The 18,519-nt window shown below is 73.3% G+C and carries 21 protein-coding genes; 12 read left to right on the top strand and 9 right to left on the bottom strand.

The window, feature by feature from the left end; genetic code table 11:
* Positions 1 to 46: 46 nt before the first annotated feature.
* From LFA75_RS19310 to LFA75_RS19300, 3 genes are read left to right on the top strand one after another with little or no spacing between them, the layout of a single operon-like run.
* Positions 47 to 718 (top strand): FadR/GntR family transcriptional regulator, encoded by a 672-nt coding sequence (locus tag LFA75_RS19310; protein WP_225235216.1) that lies wholly within the window; start codon positions 47 to 49, stop codon positions 716 to 718.
* Between the two features lie 11 nt (positions 719 to 729).
* The gene (locus LFA75_RS19305) at positions 730 to 1,983 is read left to right on the top strand and encodes a DUF3500 domain-containing protein (RefSeq protein ID WP_225235215.1); all 1,254 of its coding nucleotides are present in this window, start codon (positions 730 to 732) and stop codon (positions 1,981 to 1,983) included.
* A 23-nt stretch (positions 1,984 to 2,006) separates the two neighbouring features.
* Positions 2,007 to 3,737: a DUF429 domain-containing protein gene (locus LFA75_RS19300; RefSeq protein WP_225235214.1), complete on the top strand. Its 1,731-nt coding sequence runs from the start codon at positions 2,007 to 2,009 to the stop codon at positions 3,735 to 3,737.
* 201 nt (positions 3,738 to 3,938) lie between these two features.
* On the opposite strand, the gene LFA75_RS19295 is transcribed toward LFA75_RS19300, so the two are convergent.
* Positions 3,939 to 4,496: a hypothetical protein gene (locus LFA75_RS19295; RefSeq protein ID WP_225235213.1), complete on the bottom strand. Its 558-nt coding sequence runs from the start codon at positions 4,494 to 4,496 to the stop codon at positions 3,939 to 3,941.
* Positions 4,497 to 4,831: 335 nt separating this feature from the next.
* Positions 4,832 to 5,392, bottom strand: a complete 561-nt coding sequence (locus LFA75_RS19290) for a hypothetical protein (protein ID WP_225235212.1) — start codon at positions 5,390 to 5,392, stop codon at positions 4,832 to 4,834.
* Between the two features lie 127 nt (positions 5,393 to 5,519).
* On the opposite strand from LFA75_RS19290, the gene LFA75_RS19285 reads away from it, so the two are divergent.
* Positions 5,520 to 6,050 (top strand): hypothetical protein, encoded by a 531-nt coding sequence (locus tag LFA75_RS19285; protein ID WP_225235211.1) that lies wholly within the window; start codon positions 5,520 to 5,522, stop codon positions 6,048 to 6,050.
* A 34-nt stretch (positions 6,051 to 6,084) separates the two neighbouring features.
* Here the strand turns inward: LFA75_RS19285 and LFA75_RS19280 are convergent, their stop codons facing one another.
* A complete protein-coding gene (locus tag LFA75_RS19280; protein ID WP_225235210.1) occupies positions 6,085 to 6,276 on the bottom strand; it encodes a hypothetical protein in 192 nt (63 codons plus the stop codon).
* Between the two features lie 120 nt (positions 6,277 to 6,396).
* On the opposite strand from LFA75_RS19280, the gene LFA75_RS19275 reads away from it, so the two are divergent.
* Positions 6,397 to 7,614, top strand: a complete 1,218-nt coding sequence (locus LFA75_RS19275; protein WP_225235209.1) for a helix-turn-helix transcriptional regulator — start codon at positions 6,397 to 6,399, stop codon at positions 7,612 to 7,614.
* Positions 7,615 to 8,641: 1,027 nt separating this feature from the next.
* Positions 8,642 to 9,160 carry an HAD domain-containing protein gene (locus LFA75_RS19270; RefSeq protein ID WP_225235208.1) on the top strand — a complete coding sequence of 173 codons (519 nt, stop codon included), beginning with the start codon at positions 8,642 to 8,644 and terminating at the stop codon, positions 9,158 to 9,160.
* Here the strand turns inward: LFA75_RS19270 and LFA75_RS19265 are convergent.
* Positions 9,147 to 10,241 (bottom strand): SpoIIE family protein phosphatase, encoded by a 1,095-nt coding sequence (locus LFA75_RS19265; protein ID WP_225235207.1) that lies wholly within the window; start codon positions 10,239 to 10,241, stop codon positions 9,147 to 9,149. The two genes, LFA75_RS19270 and LFA75_RS19265, sit on opposite strands and share 14 nt — an antisense overlap.
* A gap of 59 nt (positions 10,242 to 10,300) precedes the next feature.
* On the opposite strand from LFA75_RS19265, the gene LFA75_RS19260 reads away from it, so the two are divergent.
* The 3 genes from LFA75_RS19260 to LFA75_RS19250 all read left to right on the top strand — a co-directional run bounded on the left by LFA75_RS19260 (position 10,301) and on the right by LFA75_RS19250 (position 11,577).
* Entirely contained in the window at positions 10,301 to 10,522 is a 222-nt protein-coding gene (locus tag LFA75_RS19260) for an antitoxin (protein WP_225235206.1), read from the top strand.
* Entirely contained in the window at positions 10,522 to 10,902 is a 381-nt protein-coding gene (locus LFA75_RS19255) for a type II toxin-antitoxin system VapC family toxin (RefSeq protein WP_225236091.1), read from the top strand. The genes LFA75_RS19260 and LFA75_RS19255 overlap by 1 nt, the downstream gene beginning before the upstream one ends.
* Positions 10,903 to 11,175: 273 nt before the next feature.
* The gene (locus LFA75_RS19250; RefSeq protein ID WP_225236090.1) at positions 11,176 to 11,577 is read left to right on the top strand and encodes a very short patch repair endonuclease; all 402 of its coding nucleotides are present in this window, start codon (positions 11,176 to 11,178) and stop codon (positions 11,575 to 11,577) included.
* Here the strand turns inward: LFA75_RS19250 and LFA75_RS19245 are convergent.
* The 4 genes from LFA75_RS19245 to LFA75_RS19230 form a co-directional block, all read right to left on the bottom strand.
* Complete coding sequence (locus tag LFA75_RS19245) at positions 11,562 to 11,774, bottom strand: type II toxin-antitoxin system VapB family antitoxin (protein WP_225235205.1); 213 nt, start codon at positions 11,772 to 11,774, stop codon at positions 11,562 to 11,564. The two genes, LFA75_RS19250 and LFA75_RS19245, sit on opposite strands and share 16 nt — an antisense overlap.
* A 79-nt stretch (positions 11,775 to 11,853) precedes the next feature.
* Positions 11,854 to 13,479, bottom strand: coding sequence for a nuclease-related domain-containing DEAD/DEAH box helicase (locus LFA75_RS19240; RefSeq protein WP_225236089.1), 1,626 nt, complete (start codon positions 13,477 to 13,479; stop codon positions 11,854 to 11,856).
* A 97-nt stretch (positions 13,480 to 13,576) separates the two neighbouring features.
* Entirely contained in the window at positions 13,577 to 14,122 is a 546-nt protein-coding gene (locus LFA75_RS19235) for a hypothetical protein (protein WP_225235204.1), read from the bottom strand.
* Positions 14,119 to 14,739, bottom strand: a complete 621-nt coding sequence (locus tag LFA75_RS19230) for a hypothetical protein (RefSeq protein WP_225235203.1) — start codon at positions 14,737 to 14,739, stop codon at positions 14,119 to 14,121. The genes LFA75_RS19235 and LFA75_RS19230 overlap by 4 nt, the downstream gene beginning before the upstream one ends.
* A gap of 141 nt (positions 14,740 to 14,880) precedes the next feature.
* Between LFA75_RS19230 and LFA75_RS19225 the strand changes: the two genes are divergently transcribed.
* On the top strand, positions 14,881 to 15,564 hold the full coding sequence (locus tag LFA75_RS19225) for an HhH-GDP family DNA glycosylase (RefSeq protein WP_225235202.1): 684 nt from the start codon (positions 14,881 to 14,883) through the stop codon (positions 15,562 to 15,564).
* Here the strand turns inward: LFA75_RS19225 and LFA75_RS19220 are convergent.
* Positions 15,561 to 16,208, bottom strand: coding sequence for an NUDIX hydrolase (locus LFA75_RS19220; protein WP_225235201.1), 648 nt, complete (start codon positions 16,206 to 16,208; stop codon positions 15,561 to 15,563). The genes LFA75_RS19225 and LFA75_RS19220 overlap by 4 nt on opposite strands.
* A 75-nt stretch (positions 16,209 to 16,283) precedes the next feature.
* On the opposite strand from LFA75_RS19220, the gene LFA75_RS19215 reads away from it, so the two are divergent.
* Together LFA75_RS19215 and LFA75_RS19210 are read left to right on the top strand one after the other, a co-directional pair.
* Positions 16,284 to 17,132, top strand: coding sequence for an ARPP-1 family domain-containing protein (locus LFA75_RS19215; protein ID WP_225235200.1), 849 nt, complete (start codon positions 16,284 to 16,286; stop codon positions 17,130 to 17,132).
* Positions 17,129 to 18,514, top strand: coding sequence for an ADP-ribosylglycohydrolase family protein (locus LFA75_RS19210; protein WP_225235199.1), 1,386 nt, complete (start codon positions 17,129 to 17,131; stop codon positions 18,512 to 18,514). Before LFA75_RS19215 ends, LFA75_RS19210 begins: the two co-directional genes overlap by 4 nt.
* Positions 18,515 to 18,519 lie beyond the last annotated feature (5 nt).

Here is an 18,519-nt window from a genome sequence, read left to right as displayed (position 1 = left end):
GATCTGAACCCTTGAAAGGTTCGGGGGTTTGCGATTCACTGCGACCATGGCACAGCGGACCGCACCGGGACAAGGCGTCCGGACCCGCGCCGAGCAGCTGGCCGCCGACCTCGGCGAGCGGCTGGCGACGGCGTCCCCGGGCGACCCGGTCGGCACCATCGAGTCGCTGCGCGCGGAGACCGGGTACGCCTACTCCACGGTCAGCGAGGCCGTCCGGCTGCTGCGCGACCGCGGGCTGCTGCAGATCCGGCCCGGCCGCGGGGGTGGGTTGTTCGCCGCCGACCGCGGGCCGGTCGTCCGGATGCGGCACACCCTGCTCACCGTCGCCGACGACCCGGCCGCGGTCGCCGACGCCGTGGAGCTGCGCGAGCACCTCGAGGTGCTCGTCGACGTGGGCGCCGCCCGGTGCCGCACCGAGGCCGACATCGCCGAGCTGCGCGCGCTGCTCGCCGTCCTGACCGAGGCCCCCGACTGGCCGTCGTTCCTGCACGCCAACTGGACGCTGCACGAGCGGATCGCCGCGGCCTGCCCCAACGCCACGGCCCGGGCGGTCTACACCGCCACGCTCGGCCAGCTCGACGCCGCCGAGGTCCGCCCGGACGACGTCGACCCGGCCTACCGCCAGCATCGCGTGCAGGTGCACCACGACCTCGTCGAGGCGATCGCCGCCGGCGACGAGGCCGCCGTCCGGGCTGCCGTCGCCCGGCACAACGAGTGAAGGGGACGACGATGTCCGAGTTCCGCCAGTACCTCTTCCCGTCCGGCCACCCCCGCATCGCCGAGGTCGCCGGCCTGGACCCCTACGACTACCGCGACCACGCCCGGACGCCGGGCACGTTCACCGGCGGCCTGGTCGAGGGCTGGACGCCGCTCTACCGGTCGCCGTTCCGCGGCATCACCGAGGACGGCACCCTGCGCGAGGGCCTGTACCCCCTGGAGCCCGCCCGGCCCGGCGAGGAGGCGCCGGTGGCCGCGATGGTCGACGCGGCGCACGCCCTGCTCGGCCTGCTGGACGACGACGACCGGTCCCGGGTGACCCACGAGGTGGACGCCGTGGAGTGGCAGACCTGGGCCAACCCGGAGTTCATGCAGTTCGACACCGGCCTGCGGCTGGAGTTCCAGCCGGTCGCCGTCCGGGAGGCCGCGCTCGCGATGATGGCGGCCTCGCTGTCCCCGGAGGGGTACGAGCAGGCGCACGCGATGATGCTGATCAACGGCTTCCTCGGCGAGGTCGTCGGGCTGCCCACCGTGCTCAACGAGTTCAGCTACAACATCGCCCTCTACGGCGAGCCCGACCTGCGGGCGCCCTGGGGCTGGCAGCTCTACGGCCACCACTGCGCGGTCAACTGCCTGGTGGTCGAGGGCCGGATGGTCGTCTCCCCGGTGTTCCTGGGCGCGGAGCCCGATGTCATCGACGAGGGCCCGCACGCCGGCACCGGCTCCTTCGCCGACCGGATCGCCGCCAACCGGGCGGTGATGGCCGGGATGACGCCCGAGCAGCGGGCCGCCGCGACGGTCTACGCGGAGATGGTCGACCCGGCCATGCCCGAGGGCCGGGTGCACCCCGGCGACGAGCGGCACCTGGGCGGGGCGTTCCAGGACAACCGGGTGATCCCGGTCGAGGGCGTCCGGGTCGCCGACCTGCCGCAGGCCGCGCAGGAGGCGGCGCTCGCCGTCGCCGCCCGGGCGCTGGCCCTGCTCCCGGAGGGTCCGCGGGCGGCGAAGCTCCGCGAGGTGCAGGAGCACTGGGACGAGACGACGTTCAGCTGGATCGGCGGGCACGCCGACGGCGACGTCTTCTACTCCCGGCTGCAGTCCCCCGTCCTGATCGCCGAGCTGGACCACCACTGCGGCGTGTTCCTGGACTACCGGACGCCCAAGCCCTTCCACATCCACACCGTGCTGCGCACCCCGCACGGCAACGACTACGGCCGGGCCTGGGTCCGGCAGTGGCAGGCGGGCCGGGCGTCCGCGGGTCGGTAGGTCGCACAGGGCAGGCTGTGCCCGTGCACCTCATCGGGATCGACCTCGCCTGGGGCTTCAAGAACCCGACGGGCCTCGCCGTCCTGGACGACGGCGGCCGGCTGCTGCACGTGAGCGCCGTCCGCACCGACGACGAGATCGTCGCCGCGCTGGACCCGTTCACCGCGGGCCCGTGCGTGGTGGCGATCGACGCGCCGCTGCTGGTGCCCAACGAGACCGGCAACCGGCGGGCGGAGCGGGAGCTCAACGCCGACTTCGCGAAGTTCCAGGCCGGGGCGCACCCGACCAACCAGGGCAAGCCCGAGTTCACCGACGGCGACACCCGGGGCGGCCGGCTGGGCAAGCGGCTGCGGCTGGACCTGGACCCGCGGTCGGGTCGAGACCGGCGGGCGATCGAGGTCTACCCGCACGCGGCGACGGTGGCGCTGTTCCGGCTGGGCCGGACGCTGAAGTACAAGAACAAGCCGGGCCGGACGGTGGACGGGCTGCGCGCGGAGCTGCTGGTGCTCATGGGCCACCTCGAGGGTGTGCCGGAGCTGGACCTGGGTCCGAGCTGGGTGGCGCTGCGCTCGGCGGTGCAGACCGCGACCCGCAAGAGCGAGCTGCGGGTGGTCGAGGACCAGGTCGACGCGGTGGTCTGCGCCTACGTCGCGTGGGTCGCCGTCCGCCGTCCGGAGGAGGTGACCACCTACGGCAGCGCCGCCGAGGGTGCGATCGTCACGCCGACCCTGCCGCCGGACCTCAAGCCCGGCCCGCCGGTCACCGCGGCGATCGACCCGGCGCAGCGGGCGATCCAGGCCTACGCCGACGGGTTCGCGGCGACGGCGGCCGCCGCCGAGCAGGCGCTCGCGCTGGTCACCGGCCTGTTGGACGAGGCGGGCATCAACTACCTGTCGGTCGCTGGGCGGGCGAAGACGGTGGCGTCGTTCGCGGAGAAGGCGACCCGCGAGGTGGACGGCGTGCGGATCTACACCGACCCGGCGGCCGAGATCGGCGACACGGTCGGCGTCCGGGTGATCACCTACGTGCAGAGCGACGTGGTCGCGGTGGCCGAGCTGCTCGGGGACCAGGTCGTGGTGCACGACGACCGCGACCTGGGCTCGCAGACCGCACGGGAGGGCAGGTTCGGCTACTCCAGCCGGCACCTGCAGATCGGTCTGGACGCCGCCCGCGCCGGTGAGTGGCCGGCGCTGGTGGACCGGCGGGTGCAGGTCCAGGTGCGCACGGTGCTGCAGCACGCGTGGGCGGAGTTCGAGCACGACATCCGCTACAAGGGCACGGTGCCGGCCGAGCACGCCTCGGAGTTCGACCGCCGGTTCACCCTGGCCGCCGGGCTGCTGGAGCTGGCCGACCAGGAGTTCACCGCGATCCGCGAGCGGCTGCGCGCCCCGGCGCCGGCCGCGGCCGTGGACGACGAGGACCCCGACGACCCGCGCATCGCCCCGCGCGAGCTGGCCGCCTTCCTGGCCGGGCAGTACGCCGACGCGGGCTGGTCTCGGCCGGACCACTACGACTGGATCTCCGGGCTGCTGCTCGAGCTGGGCGTGACGTCGTTGGTCGAGTTGGGCGAGGTGCTGCGGTCGGCGGACGACGCGGCGATCGCGGAGCGGATGGGTTACCGGTATCCGCCGGGTGCGGTGCGGCGGCTGGACGACGCGTTGCTGGCGGGCTTCGGGATGCGGTACGTGGACCTGCACGGCAACGCGGATCGGCGCGGTGCGTTGGCGGCGCGGTGGGAGAAGCTGAACGCGTAGCTAGCTTGGTGGCCGCGTGGCCGCTGGGCGTCACATGACGCTCACGCACCATTCGGCGGCGGTTCTGATGCCTCAGCGTCATATGACGCCTCGTCGCGGTGGGTGGTGGCCGCCGCGCTGGGCGTCGTATGACGCTCATGCACCATTCCGCGCCGATTGTGGTTCCTCGGCGTCAGATGACGCCTCGCTTGGCGGGCGCGGTCAGTCGTAGGGGTTCGTGAGGACGGCGTGCGCCTCGACCGCGGTCAGCTGGACGGCGGGCCCGTCGGTGGTGGTCGTGCCCGCGACGTCGACCGGAGCGCTGCCGTCGACGGTGAAGGTGCCGCCCCAGGTGACGGTGAGGTAGGTCGAGTAGCTGCCGGACGTGTAGTCGAAGGTGACCGTCTCGTCCGGGTACGGGGCGCCCGGACCGTCCGAGGTGACGACGGCGTCGCCGGCGCCGGTGTGCCAGGTGAAGCTCTGGGCGACCGCGGTGATGACGACCGCGAAGCCGCGGATGTCGACGGTGAACACCTGCTCGGTCGGCGCGTCGGTGTAGAAGATCGTTGGCAGCCCCACGAGGACGGTGCCGCCGGGCGGCTGGACGGCGGTGGTCAGCTGCGGGAGCGGGAGGGTCTGGAAGTACCGGAACACCTCCTCGGGAGTCGGTGCGGGGTTCAGGTCGGTGACGTCGACGCACCGGGCCCCGACGAGCGCCCAGTTCCCGTTGACCGCACCGACCTCCGGCCCCTCGACCACCAGCGCGCGCCGGGACACCACGTAGTAGTTGACGATCCGATCCGGCGGAGCGGCGCAGGTGGGCTGACCTGGGTTGCAGCCTCCTTGGTTCGCATCGTCGGCCTGACAAGGAGTCCTGAGACGCCACTCGAATGGCGGCGGTGGCGCGTCAGCCGGCCCTGCGTTGCTCGCGAAGTCGACTGAGCCTGGGCGCTCCTCGTAGTAGGACGGGAAGAGCGCGCCATCGCCGGCAGCTACCTCGGGGGCGTCTGGGCAAGTGCCGTATCCGCAATCTTCTCCGGCCGCGATGGCTGCTGCAGTCCCGCTCAGCAACGCTACGGCCATCGCGACGCAGAGCACGATCGTTGCCCGGCGGATCACGTGTCTTGGACCAAGTTGAGCTGGGTTGCGACCCACGCTTGTCGGGTCGAGTCCCATTCGAAGACCATCCCGCCGCGCAGCAGTACAGCGGGAGTGGAACGCACCTCAGCACCATCGGGCCCGGTGACGGTGAGCGCCGATTGCTGGACAGTGAACGGAACGTCCGCAGAGGAACCGCTAACGGTCAGAGTTCCGAAGTCCGGCTCATCCAACTCCGTGCCGCTGTACCGATACCCCAGGCTCTGACCATTTTCGAAGCTGGCGGCAATCTGCCCGCAGACATCGCAGTCGGCACTCAGGGCGCGCAGTGGCTCCGCATCCAAGGCAGGCGTACCCACCTCGTTCTTCGTGTGGTCGATTAGGTCCAGGTAGTACGTCGCCATCGTCATCGCGCCCGCCTCGGTCTGCTCACGCGCCTCCGGCGGCACCGGGAAATCCGCCGGCCCCAATGCCTCCAACGTCGGCTCCGCAGACGTGCTCACGGCGGTCGGCAGGCTCGTGCTCGGCTGCTCCGGCTCCGAGCAGCCGGCCACGGCCAGCGCCAGCACCGCGAGCACCGACGCCCACGCACCTCGTCGCACAGTCCGCTCCCGTGGTCATCCGACAGTTCGCGGGAGTCTATGCAGGTCAGTGACCCGCCGGGCACCTGCCTGTGGACGGGACGCCCTCCGTACTGTCGTCGGCGTGCGCGAGCCCCTGACCTACGACGACCTCGAGGCCACCGAGGGCCACCGCTCCCCCGACGCCCACCGCGAGCTGGCGGAGCAGATCCTGGGGTGGGCCGAGGTGGAGCACCCCGACGACGAACCGTCCACCGCGGAGTTGCTGGCCGAGGCCGGCTGGCATCTGGACCTCGCCGGTGACACCGACGCCGCGATCGCCGTCTTCCGCCGCGCGGTCGACGTCGAGGGCCGCCGCGCCGTCCCGGACCCGCGGTGCTCGATCGCCGCCGTCCTGCTGGCGTCCGACCGTCGGGACGAGGCCCAGGCCGTCGCCGACGAGCTGCGGCGCACCCGGCCCGACGTCTCCGACTGCCTGGCGATGGCCGAGGTCTTCGAGACCGCTGGCGACCTGGCCCAGGCCTCCCGCTGGACGGCGATCGGGCTGGCCCGGATCGAGCTGTCCACCGACGACGAGCTCGACGCCGGCGAGGCCGAGCAGCTGCTGGTCACCCGGTCGCGCATCCGCACGGCCCAGGGCCTCCCGCCGGAGTGAACGGTCCCGCCCCCGGGAGGGCGGGACCGGCAGATCACTTCTTCTTGGCCTTCTTGGCCGCCTTGCGCGCCTGCTTGGCAGCCTTCTCGGCGTTCTTCGCAGCCTTCTTGGCCCGCTTGCGGTCCTTGCCCTTGTCGCTGCTGTTGACCTTCTTGAGCAGCTTCTCCCAGCGGGACTCGGCCTTCTTCACGGCCTTCTTGGCGTCCTTGGCAGCTGTCTTCGCCATGTCCGTCCTCCTCGTGCTGCGGCCCCGAGCGGGCCGATCGACCGTCCAGCATGCCTCAGCTCGCCGACCACGCAGCCAGGGGCCTTGCCGCCCGGCACCGGGTCCACCACGCTGCCCCGCATGGATGTCCGGCCCACGGCGCGCCCCGACGTCCTGGTCGCCGGGGCCGGGGCGGGCGTCGTGCTGGCCCTGACCGCCCTGCGCTGGGACGGCGACCAGGGCTTCGCCACCGACCCGGTCGGCGCCCTCGCGCTGGCCGGCGGGGCGGTCGCCACGGCGGTCGCGTCCACCCGGCTGACCAGTGCCGCCCGGCGCTCCGCACGCTGCCTGTCGGCCTCGCTGCTGGCCTACCTCGCCGCTGCCGCCTGGGCCGTCGGGTCCGGCAGCGCGCTCGCCGTCGCGATCTGGGGATCGGCCTGGATCCCCCCGCTCCTGCTGGCCCAGCTGACCGCGGCCGCCGCCGTCCGCCGCAGCTCCGACCCCGCCTGGGACGCCCGTGTGGTCACCGGCGCGCTCGCTGCCGCCACCGCGACCAACCTGCTGCTGACCAGCCCCGCCGACCCCTTCGCCGGGGTCGCGACCATCGCCCCCGAGGCCTGGCGCACCGCCGCCGCACCGGTCGGTGCGCTGCTCACCCTCGCCGCCGGCCTGGCTCTGCTCCTGCTCCCCGTCCGCCTCGGCCGGGCCGCCCTCACCTCGCAGGGGCCGGCGCGCGCCGGACTCGGCATCGCCGCCGCCGGCACGGCCGCCGCGCCCCTGGTCGTGCTGTTCTGCCTGCTGCTGGCCGTCGCCCGCGACCCCGGCGCGGTCGACCCCGCCCTCGGCTCGGTCGCCTTCCTCGTCGCGCTGGCCGGCGGCAGCACGTGCGCGGCCGGCTGCGCCGTGCTCGCCTCGCGGGACGCCGCCGCGGCCGTGCCCGCCGTCGTGCGGACGACGACGGTCGCCACCGCGGTCCTCGTCGTCCTCGGCGCCGGCACCCTGCTGGCCGCCCCCGCGGTGGACCTCGGCCCGACGCTGACCGTCGCCGCGGTCGCCGTCCTCGCGGTGCTCGTCGTCGGGGGCGCCTGGGTGGGCGGCGGACGGCTGGCCGCCGCGCTCGCACCCGCCGAGCCGGGGACGCCGACCCGGGTGCCGGGGCTGACCGCGCGGGAGAGCGAGGTGCTGGGTCTGCTGGCCTCCGGCGCGAGCAACGCCGGGATCGCGGCGCAGCTGGTGATCTCCGAGCGCACCGTCGACGCCCACCTCCGGTCGGTGTTCGCCAAGCTCGACCTGCGGGCGGACGGCGGGACGAACCGCCGGGTGCAGGCCACCCGGATCTGGCTGCAGCACACCTCCTGACCTGCAGATAGGTGTTGGGGCCGATGCGCCCGGGCGCGTGCGGGAGCCAGCGTGGAGACACCCGATCGACCCCGGAGGTCACCTGTGTCCCAGTCCGTCCGCTCCGCCCGTCCCGTCGACGCTCCGGCTGCCGCACCGCGCGGCGCCGTCGTCCTGCTCGCCCTGCTGCTGGCCTCGCTCGTCGCCCGGCTGGTGTTCACGATCTGGGAGGGACCGTTCGACGGCACCATCGACGTCGCCGACGCCGCCCGCGCCGGGTACTGGCAGATGAACCTGTACGTGGGCGGCCCGGGCTACATCGTGTCGTTCGTCGCCGCGGCCGTCTTCCTCGTGCTGCTGGGCCGGCACTCCGTGCTGGCGTGCGTGTCCGCGCTGCTGGTCAGCCTGGGCGGAATCGTCTTCGGCCTGGTCATCACCGCCGAGGCGCTGCCGTTCGTGCTTGCCGTGGACCCCGCCGTGCTGCCTGCGGCGGAGGGTGCCGAGCTGGTCGGGTCGCTCAACGGCCGGCTGGACCTGCTGCTGCCCACCATCCTGGGCTCGACCGCGGTGATCGCCCTCGGCGGGATCCTCGGCCTGGTGGCGGCGCTGCGGGCCGGGACGACGCCGCGCTGGTTCGTGCCGGCCGCGCTGGTCGCCGTCGTCGCCTCGCAGGTGCTGCCGGTGGTCGGCCTGACCATCCCCGGCTACCTGCTCGAGCTGGCCGCCCTCGCCGGGATCGGCTGGTTCGGCACCGCGGTGGAGNGTCGGCACCGCCGTCCGCGCCGCCGTCCGAGCCGTGGTGCCCGTGGCTGCGGCCGGAGCCATAGTCGGCGCCGCCGTCGGACCAGCCGGTCGAGGTCACCGCTCCCCCGCCGTCGGACGACGTGTCGCGGCGCCGGACGGCGGGGCGGGTCGGCGTCCGGCTGCGCTGGTAGGTCCGGGCGACCAGGGCCAGCACGACGAGGACCAGCACGACGGCGATCAGCTTCCCCATGCCGCACACAGTGCTGCCTGGGCGGCGGGAGCGCCAGCAGGGTAGGACGGGACCGTGCACCCTCCCCTGGTCCTGCTCGACGTCGACGGCGTGCTCAACGCGTTGGACGGCGGTGGGGTGGCCGGGCGGGAGCGCGGGGTGTTCCGCGGCTACACGCTGTCCTGGGACCCGACGGTCACCCGGCGGCTGGCCGACTGGCACGCCAGCGGCCGGATCGAGCTGCAGTGGCTGACCACCTGGGTGCACCACGCGGACGAGCTGCTGGCCGACCCGATGGGTCTACCGCGCGGCCTGCGGGTGCACGAGCGCGCCGACGGCGAGGGCCCGACGGGCTTCACCACCAGCCTGGCCGGTGCGCCGAACTGGTGGAAGCTCGTCGCCGCCCAGGCCGTGGTCGCCGAGCAGCCCGGCCGGCGCACCGTCTGGATCGACGACGACCTGGCCATGCAGGCCGAGGACACCGCCGCCTGGTTGGCCGGCAACCCCGACGTCCTCGTCGTCGCACCCGTGCTGGAGACCGGCCTGACCCACGCCCAGCTGGACGACGTCGAGGCCTGGCTCAGCGCCGGCTGACCGCGTCCCGGCCGACGTCGGACGACGTCCGGGCGGCGGGCGCGACCGGTACGTGCTGCAGGCAGACGACGGTGTGGTCGTCGCGGCGCGGCTGGCTGCCGCCGAACCGCATGCTGGTGGCCGCCACGGCGTCCACCACGCGGTGGGGGTCCTCCGTGCCACTGGCCGCGACCGCCCGGTGGATGCCCTCGGTGCCGAACTCCGCGCCGGCGGCATCGCGGGCCTCGGTGACGCCGTCGGTGTGGACGAGCAGCAGGTCGCCGGGCGCCCACGCGGTGGTCGTCGTCGTCCAGTCCCGGCCCACGAACACCGAGGACAGCAGCGGGCCGGTGGTGTCCAGCTCGGTCCACCGACCTCCGGCCGCGACCAGCTGACCGGCGGGGTGGCCGGCGTTGGCGTGCTCGACCACGCCCCGCCCGGCGTCCAGGACGGCGACGAACGCGGTGGCGAACTGACCGGCCGGGACGTCGGCGAGCTCGCCGCAGACGGTGGCCAGCGCGTCGCCGGGCGCGAGGCCGGCCCGCAGCGCGGTGAGCAGGCTGTGCTTGAGCCGGAGGGCGAAGACGGCGCTGGCCGGGCCGTGGCCGGCGACGTCGCCGACGACCACCGCCAGCCGGGTCGCCGACAGCGCGACGGTGTCGTACCAGTCGCCGGCGAGCACGCCCTCGGCCGGGTCGAGCCGCGCGGCCACGACCACCCCCGGGATCACTCCCCCGGCTGGTTCCAGCGCCGAGCGCAGCGCGGAGACCGCCGGCCCGGTCTGGGCGAGGGCGTCGAGCGCCTGCCGGGTGCCGTGCAGGTCGGCGGCGAGCCGGTCGCGCATGGCGGTGACGTCGGTGGCCAGGCTGCGCATCTCGGGCGCGCCGGTGGCCGGCAGCGTCGCGGCCAGGTCGCCGGCGGCCACGGCGCGGGTGGCCGCGGCCAGTCGGCCCAGCGGTGCGACGACGGAGCGCCACAGCACGACGCAGCCGGCGACGGTGACCGCGAGCAGGGTGGTGAGGGTGGCCGCGAGCAGCCCGGTCATCCGGGTCTGCAGGCCGGACAGCTGGTCGGCGGTGACCAGAAGAGGGCGCTCGCACACCTGACCGGATGGTGCGCCGAGCGCTTGCTATGTGCAACGCGTGCGTGGAACATAGCGACATGCCCACGCTGTACTTGCGGAACGTCCCCGACGACGTCATCACTCGGTTGGAGTCCATCGCCCGGGCCGAGCGATCGTCGGTCAGTGCAGTGGCGGTGCGCGAGCTGGACATGGTGTCTCGCCGGGCCGACAACGGTCGCCTGCTCGACGCACTCCCGGACACCGGGATCTCGGTGGACACGCTGGTCACCCATCTCGACGAGGGCCGCGCCGAGAAGTGATGGTCCTGGACGCTTCAGCCGGACTCGCCGCCCTGCTCCGTGCGGGCCCGGCCCGCGCGATGCTCACCGGCGACCAGGTCCACGTGCCACACCTCGCGGACGCCGAAGTAGCTCAGACCCTCCGCCGTCTCGCCCTCTCCCGCCAGCTGACCCATACGGCGGCCGAAGCCTGCCTCGGGACCTGGGCCCGGTTGGCGCTGGTCCGACATCCCATCCACCCGCTGCTGGACCGCATCTGGCAGTTGCGGGACGCCGTCACGGCGTACGACGCCAGCTATGTCGCTCTGGCCGAGGCGCTGGACTGTCCACTGGTCACGGCCGATGCGCGCCTGGCCCGGTCCGGTGGGCCCCGGTGTCCCATCACCGTCGTGCCCAGCTGAGCCGGTCCTGACCCGCATCGGCGGCAGCGCGGCACTCACCGGTACTGCCGCGCGGTCGGGGGTGATCACTCGACGTCTGTCGGGCACCCCGGTGGCCGCGGCACTGGCCCGGACGGTGGCGGACCTGCAGTCCGTCTGACCTGCGCCCGCCGTTCACAGGTCGGCGGCTGTCCCTGGCGTCTGCGTCGATCGCTGGGCAGGGTCCCCCAGGTGGCCCGCACCCCACAGCCCCCGCCGCACCCCGGCTCGTCGAGCGCCGTCGTCTCGGCGCGGATGCGCAGAACACGGAGACGTGACAACGGACCAGAGCTGGCTGTGCGGCGCCGGCTGCACGCGGCCGGCCTTCGGTACCGGGTCGCCTACCCGGTGCCGGGCCAACGCCGGCGGACGATCGACATCGCCTTCACCCGGGTCCGGTTGGCCATCTTCATCGACGGGTGCTTCTGGCACTCGTGCCCGGAGCACCTGCACCATCCCCGGGCGAACTCGGCGTGGTGGGTGGTGAAGCTGGAGACCAACCAGCTGCGGGACCTCTCGGTGACGGCGCAGTTGGAGGGCATGGGCTGGACCGTCCTCCGCTTCTGGGAGCACGAACCGGCGGACGACGTCGTCCGTGCGATCGCGGGCACGTGGTCTGCATTGCGGCATGACCTGCGCCGTCAGTCCCGGGCTTGAAGCGCTTCCACCCTCGAACCGGACGTGGTCGCCCGGTCGTCGAGCTCGACGCCCGCGAGCTCGTCGAGGGCGGCGGCGTGGCGCCGAAGCGCTACCAGCTCCTCCAGCGCCGCGTGCACGGTGGCCTCGGTGGTCGTCGTGCCCAGCAACGCCTTGGCCTGGTCGAGCAGGCCCTCGTCGATGTCGACCTCCGTCATCAACGCGCCACCTCCACTCGTACACGGGAGAGACCCATCTTGCTCAGGATGACGCTTGGCTGGCGGTCGCCGGCCATGGTCATCCCTGGACACCAAGGCGGTGGGCGACAGCGTCTCCGCCGACCCGCCGGATGAGTTCCGGATCGCCGCACACCACCAGCAGGTCGCGCGCCCGGGACAGCCCGACGTAGAGCATCTCGCGGGCCCGCTGCTCGTCCCGGAAGCCGTTGATGGCCAGCACGATCGCCGGCCGCTCGAGCCCCTTGAAGCCCAGGACGTGCCCGTAGAAGAGGTCCTTGTCGTCCCAGTACGACGCCCAGTAGGCGTCCTGCCCGGCGGCCTGCCGCTCGATCTGCACGGGGTGCCGGCGCAGCGTGGTGAGCAGCGCGACCGACTCCGGTGGCCAGCCGGCGTCGAGCAGGCCCACCGCCACGTCGTCGGCCACCTCGAGGGCGTCCTCGTCGGTGCACGGGACGAAGCGGACCGGGAGGCCTTCGCCGCCGAGCAGCGTCATCTGGGCCCGGGTGAGGCTGGAGAAGGTGCCGCCGATCTGCTTGGTGTTGCGCAGGTTGGCCTTGAGGTCGTAGGTCTCCAGCGGCACCGGCGAGCTGCCGTGCCGCATGAACACCCGCTGCCCCTCGTCGGAGAAGATGTAGAGGCACCCGTTCTCGGGCTCCCGGAGCGACGCCAGGACGGCCGGCCACCAGGACTGGTCGAAGTCCTGCGCCTCGTCGATGACCACCGCGTCGAACAGGTCGGCCGCAGCCAGCTGGCCCGCGCGCTCGACCATCTCCTCGGGCAACCGGCTCTCCCAGTACTCACCGTCGTCGTCCCGCCCGCGCTCGACGCCCCAGGCGATGCCCAGTTCGTGGAACTCACCGACGTAGGCCGGCCGCTGCTTGCGCGGCAGTGTCGCCACCCGGCGTCGCAGGAACTCGGCCAACCCGCGGGAGTAGCAGAGCAGCGCGACCCGCTGGCCGTCTGCGGTCAGCCGCCGGGCCTTCTCGACGGCCAGCCAGGTCTTCCCCGAGCCGGCTCCCCCGCGGATCTCGACCCGGTCGTGCGACTCGAGGAAGTCGAGCAAGCGGGCCTGCTCCTTGGTGAGCAGTTCGACAGCCGCCTCCCGCTCGCCGAGCTGCGCCACCAGGTCCGCCTGCGGGATCAACGTGCCGACCAGGCAGTCGACGAGCAGCTCGACGTCGTCCGCGCTCGGTGCGTCCGGCTGGTTCTCTGCCCGGCGCAGGGCCGAGGCGATGCGTCCAGCGGCTTGGTCAAGCTCGGTCTTGTCGATGACCGCCCACCGCGGTGCATCCGGGGCGACGAAGCCGTCGGGCAGCGTGGTCGTGGGCAGTGCGACCAGGTGGGCGAGGCGGGGGTTGCCGCGCGACCACCGCGGCGCGTGGTCGAGGAAGTCACGGGGGGCGTACTTGCACTTCAGCGCCTGCTCGACCGGGGGGATGGCCTTGCTGCGGCCACCGGTCTGCCACCACTGCCCGTCCTGCAACGAGACGCTGCCGCCCTTGACCTCGAGCACGGCAACGCCGTGACCGGGCCAGGCCACGATCACGTCCGCCTCCCGGTCGGCACCGCGGTCGGTGAACCGCTGGTTGCAGATCAGCACGGCGTCGTCGGGCAGCTGGCCCCGGAGCGACTGCACGAACAACCGTTCTGCAGGCGAGGCGAATGCTGGGTCCTGCGGGTACATCCGCGCCGTCATCGCCGTTCCCCCGTCGTCGTCGACCCCGTCCCCGGCAGCTTGGCAGGGGCACGTGCCGTCCGGGAGCACGCCCAACCCGGGCGGGTCATGCAGCTGGCCCGGTGGCCCGCGCGACGTCCTCGACGACGTCCCAGAACTCCTCGATGTCCAACGGGAAGACCATCCGCACCTCGGCGTGGAGGCCGACGACGAGCAGGTCGCCGTCCTGATTGCTGATATCCACCCGGGTCCCGGCCATCTCGTCGAGGTCAGCGATGTCCGTACTGCCGGTGTCGTCGAGCAACTGCGCCCAGTCCTGCACGTCGAGAGACCGCCAGGCCGTGTTCGCGACCTCCACCAGATCCGGGTGCCACCGCACCCCGGACTTCATGAGCACCGTGTGCAGGGTCAGCTCGTCGGGGTCGGCCAGCGGGACACGGCGACCCTCGATGGCGGCCACCCAGTGCACGGGCCGGCAGGCTAGGCCGGCGAGCTCACCGAGGGTGAGACCCAGGATGGACCTCATCACCCGGAACTCCGGGCCGGTCGGGATCGGCCCCTGCGGGAGCTCCTCGGCCGGGTGGAAGTCGACGGACTCCAGCTCGGCATGGGTCGGCATCCCGGACACCCAGCGCCGTCGCGGCTCGCTCACCGCTCCAGCCCGTGGTGGCGCTGGGCGCAGTCCACGCAGACCCCGCGGTAGGCCGCGAAGTCCTCGGGTGCGTGCGGCCGACGGCAGGTCGGGCACCAGCGGAAGCTCCGGCGCCGTCCGCGCGCGAACTCGTCGGCTGCGGCGACCAGCCACTCCGGGGAGCAGAGCAGGTCGTCCCGGCTGAACGTCCGACCCTCGTCCTCGATGACGGCGAGGTCCGGGCGCGCCGGGCCGACGACGAGCACACCGGCGCCCACACCGACGGCGACCTGCGCCGGCTCACCGCTGACGAACCAGGTCAGGCTGACCACGTCGTCGCCCACCTGCCGCCAGCCGGTGCCGAGCGCCCGCACGACGTCGTCGTAACCGACGGCGAGCAGGTCGGCGAGCGCCTGCTCGTCGGCGGTCGGGTCGTCGATGGACCCCCACTCGTGCGAGCACACCCGGCAGTGGAAAGCGCCTCGTCCCTCGACGACCACGCAGCCGGCGAGGACGGCCAGGCCACGGTCCGCGGCCCGCCCGAGCTCGGGGCCCGGCATCCCGATCACCACCGGGACGGCGTCCTCCAGCCCGCACTGCGGGCACACCTGCCCCGCTGAGACGCCATAGTCGGCCATGCCGAACCTCCTGCCGGCCGACCCCGTGACGACCGATGCGGACATTGGCACACAGGTCAGACAATCCCCAGCCATGGCGCTCGAGTTGGAACACCACCGGTCGGCATTTCGGGTAGCCGCTGGATGGTGGATGCTCCGGACATGACCGCCCTGGACTCCGACGCCGAGAAGCTGGCCACGTGGCTGCAGAAGGAGGTCTTGACTGCGGCTGTCCGATGGCCAGGGGGAAGGCCCGGCCAAATCGAGGCCGCCCTGGTCGACTCCGTCCTCTCCATCCGCGCCCGGTACGGGCGCGCGGCCACGGACACGAGCGCGGCGACCGGAGTCCAAAGGGCTGTTGATGCCTACAAGAAGAGCCGCGAGGGGTCGGTCGACGACCTCACGGCCCTCAGCACTCAGGACGCGGAGACACTGGCGAACATCCTTGGCGTCAGGCAGAAGACATCAGGGCGGACCAAGGCGTCGGCCATCGTCGAGGCGGCGTCGAACTTGGTCGCCGTGGGTGTGGCGCACGGCGCCGACGTCCGCGTCGACGACCATGACCAGAAGGCCGCGTGGACATCGGTACGAGGGCTCGCCGTCGTGACATGGAAGTACTTCGGAATGCTGCTCGGCTCGCCTGGCGTGAAGGCTGACACCTGGGTTATCCGCGGCGTCAGCAAGGCCGTCGGCAGGCGGGTGTCCGCTGCTAAAGCGGAGGCTCTCGTACACGCCGCCGCCCAACTCATCCCCGGGAAGAATGCGACCGACCTGGACCACGCCATCTGGGCCCACATGCGCGTGGGTGCCAGCAGCGTTGGCGAGCTCAGCAACCCCGCCCCCTAGCTCCGCCGGTACAGCTGCGCCGGCTTGCCGACCGTCCCCTCCCGCACCCCGGGCACCTCGGTCAGCAACGGCAGCATGGCCCGGCGAAAGGTGTCCGCCGACCGCGGCAGCCGGCCCAGCACGGCCTGGTGCACGACCCGCAGCTCCCGCAGGGTGAACGGCTCGTGCACCAGCCCGGCCGGGTCGGGCCGCTCCCGGTACCGCGCCCGCACGTGCTCTGCTGCCAGCCGGACGATCGTGTCGTGGTCGAACGCCAGGCCCCGCACCTCGTCGCAGGGCCGGTGCACGACGTCGTCCGGGCGGGCCTCCAGCACCGGCGCCAGCTCGCCCCACGGGACGACGTCGACGTGCGCCGCGCTCAGCACCCATCCGCGGTCGTCCCGCTCCGGGTCGTCGAAGACCTGCAGCTGGTGCGGCGACCGATCGCTCAGCCCGACCTTCTCCACGAGGGACCGCCGCACGGCCTGGGCGAGCGTCTCCCCCTCGTGCAGGAAGGTCCCGGGCAGCGCCCAGCCGCCGTCCGCCCGCACGAGCACGACGTCGAGGGACGCCTCGACGGGCGGCACGGTCAGCACCGCGGTGTCCACCGCGACCGACGGCCGTGGGTAGTCGGTCAGCGCCTTGCCGCTGGAGTCTCGGTACACGGGTTGACTTTAGCGCAGAACCCGTCTATCTCTTGTTATGCGCAAGGTTGCGCTAATTCGAACGGGGTGGTCAGCATGGTTCGTCTCCGACTGCACGTGGGGCAGGGCACCCACCGCGGTGCCCTCACCGTCTTCCCGGTCTGGACCGACGCGTCCCCGGTCACCGGCCTCGCCACCGGCGCCGATGCCGCCGTCGACGTCAGCGAGCGGGCGGGCTCGCCGTCGGTCGACCAGCTCGTGGTGACCAACCGCTCGGCGAAGCCGACGCTCCTGCTGGCCGGCGAGCTGCTCGAGGGTGGCTGGCAGAACCGGACGCTCACCGCATCGACGGTGCTGGCCCCGGCCACCTCCACCGTCCTCCCAGTCCTCTGCGTCGAGCACGGCCGGTGGGGCGGCGAGAGCACGCACCGGCGCCGGGCCCGACGCGCACCAGTTGCCCTGCGACCGCACCTGGAGCAGCCCGACGGGCAGGACCGGGTCTGGCGGCGGGTGTCCGGCTACTCCGCGGTGGCCGGCCCCTCCCCCACCGACTCATTGACCGATCGGCTCGACCGGGCCAAGGTCGAGGCGATGGACCTGGCCCCGCTGGCAGGACAGAGCGGTGTCCTCATCGGGATCGCCGGCAGACCGGTGTCCCTTGAGCTGTTCGGCTCGCGTCGAGCGCTCACCGCCCACTGGCGGCCCCTGCTCGAGGCCGCCGCGTTGGACGCCCTGGGCCGGCCCGCCGTCCGCACGACCGCTGCGCTGGCCCGCGGGTTCGCCGAGCGGGTGCAGGGCACCGACCTCACCGCGGTTCGTGGCGCCGGCGCGGGCCGCCGGTACGGCGGGGGCGGTCGCATCAGGGTGGACGACGTCCGCTGGCGCGACCGCACCGTGCACCTGACGGCAATCGACCTCACCCACCCAGTCCTGGAGGCGTCATGACCATGCCCCGCCCGCACCGCGCCGCCGGCGCCGTCATCGGCTCCGCCGTCGGCGACGCCCTCGGCGCCCCGTTCGAGTTCGGCCCGGCTCGGCGCTTCTCGGCCCGATTCCCGGACGACGCCCGGGGCGCCGCGACGGAGATGTGCGGCGGCGGGTCGTTGGACTGGGAGCCGGGCGAGTTCACCGACGACACCCAGATGGCCCTGCTCGTCGCCGGTTCCCTGGCCGAGCGCGGCGGCCTGGACGAGGCCGACCTGTTCGACCGCTTCCGCCGCTGGGCCGAGGCGAACCCGCCGGACATGGGCAACCAGACGCGCGCCGTCCTGGGGTCCGGTCGACGGTGGGACGTCGCCGCGGCCGAGCACTTCGAGCGCTCCGGTCACGCCGCCGGCAACGGGTCATTGATGCGGACGACGCCGGCGGCGGTCTTCTTCGCGCCGCAGGGACGGGCGGCGACCATGGACGCCGCCCGTCGGATCTCCGCGCTCACCCACGGCGACCCGTCGGCCGGCGAGGGCTGCGCGATCTTCCACGACCTGGTGCGGGTGGCCCTGGACGGCGACGATCCGCTGGCCGCCGTCCCCGAGACCCTGCAGCACGTCGCAGCCGAGCACCGTGAGCGCTGGGCGGCGGTGCTGGCCCCCGACTGGACGCCGACGGATGCGACCGAGAGCAACGGAGCCGTGTGGCCCACGCTCGGCCAGGCCGTGTGGGCGCTACGTGGGGCGACGTCCTTCGCGCAGGTGCTGCGGCGCGTGATCGACCTCGGCGGGGACACCGACACGGTGGCCGCCGTCGCGGGTGGGCTGGCCGGGGCCGTGTTCGGCATCGCGGGCATCCCGATGCGCTGGACGTCGGTCGCGCACGGACGGGTGCCCGGGTTCGGTGGCCGCGTGTGGGACCTCCCGGATCTGCATGCGTTGACCGCCGGGCTCCTCGGCAAGTCTCAACCCCGACACGAGCCGCCATCCACTCAGGCGCTTGAGCCACGCGAGATCACCGACGGCGTCTGGGCCAGCGACCTGGACGGCGCCCGGCACAGCTCGCGGGAGTTCGCCGTCGTCTCGCTGTGCCGGACCGGTGAGCCCTTCGACCACGAGGTGCAGCGATTCGCCTACCTGACCGACGACGACGCCAACAGCGAGGTCGACGCCGTGCTGGCCGACGTCCTCGACGACATGGCGGCGTTGCGGGCGGAAGGACGACAGGTCCTGGTGCACTGCCACGCCGGGCAGTCGCGCACCGGCCTGGTGCTGCGTGCGTGGTTGCGGCGGAGCCAGGGCTTGACCGCGGAGCAGGCAACCGACACGGTCGCTGCCAGGTGGCCGCACCTGAGCGAGTGGAACGACAGCTTCACCGCCGCGCTCGAGCGCGTGCGCTGACACGG

Source organism: Klenkia terrae (assembly GCF_900491935.1).
Lineage (GTDB): Bacteria > Actinomycetota > Actinomycetes > Mycobacteriales > Geodermatophilaceae > Klenkia > Klenkia terrae.
This window is presented reverse-complemented; position numbering and strand designations above follow the sequence as displayed.

Bases quoted from the DNA above. Each gene is read 5' to 3' on its own strand.
- LFA75_RS19310 (WP_225235216.1), top strand. From the start codon at position 47: ATGGCACAGCGGACCGCACCGGGACAAGGCGTCCGGACCCGCGCCGAG.
- LFA75_RS19305 (WP_225235215.1), top strand. From the start codon at position 730: ATGTCCGAGTTCCGCCAGTACCTCTTCCCGTCCGGCCACCCCCGCATC.
- LFA75_RS19230 (WP_225235203.1), bottom strand. From the start codon at position 14,739: ATGGCCGACTATGGCGTCTCAGCGGGGCAGGTGTGCCCGCAGTGCGGG.
- LFA75_RS19250 (WP_225236090.1), top strand. From the start codon at position 11,176: ATGCGCAGAACACGGAGACGTGACAACGGACCAGAGCTGGCTGTGCGG.
- LFA75_RS19225 (WP_225235202.1), top strand. From the start codon at position 14,881: ATGACCGCCCTGGACTCCGACGCCGAGAAGCTGGCCACGTGGCTGCAG.
- LFA75_RS19275 (WP_225235209.1), top strand. From the start codon at position 6,397: ATGGATGTCCGGCCCACGGCGCGCCCCGACGTCCTGGTCGCCGGGGCC.
- LFA75_RS19210 (WP_225235199.1), top strand. From the start codon at position 17,129: ATGACCATGCCCCGCCCGCACCGCGCCGCCGGCGCCGTCATCGGCTCC.
- LFA75_RS19255 (WP_225236091.1), top strand. From the start codon at position 10,522: ATGGTCCTGGACGCTTCAGCCGGACTCGCCGCCCTGCTCCGTGCGGGC.
- LFA75_RS19240 (WP_225236089.1), bottom strand. From the start codon at position 13,479: ATGTACCCGCAGGACCCAGCATTCGCCTCGCCTGCAGAACGGTTGTTC.
- LFA75_RS19280 (WP_225235210.1), bottom strand. From the start codon at position 6,276: ATGGCGAAGACAGCTGCCAAGGACGCCAAGAAGGCCGTGAAGAAGGCC.
- LFA75_RS19260 (WP_225235206.1), top strand. From the start codon at position 10,301: ATGCCCACGCTGTACTTGCGGAACGTCCCCGACGACGTCATCACTCGG.
- LFA75_RS19215 (WP_225235200.1), top strand. From the start codon at position 16,284: ATGGTTCGTCTCCGACTGCACGTGGGGCAGGGCACCCACCGCGGTGCC.
- LFA75_RS19245 (WP_225235205.1), bottom strand. From the start codon at position 11,774: ATGACGGAGGTCGACATCGACGAGGGCCTGCTCGACCAGGCCAAGGCG.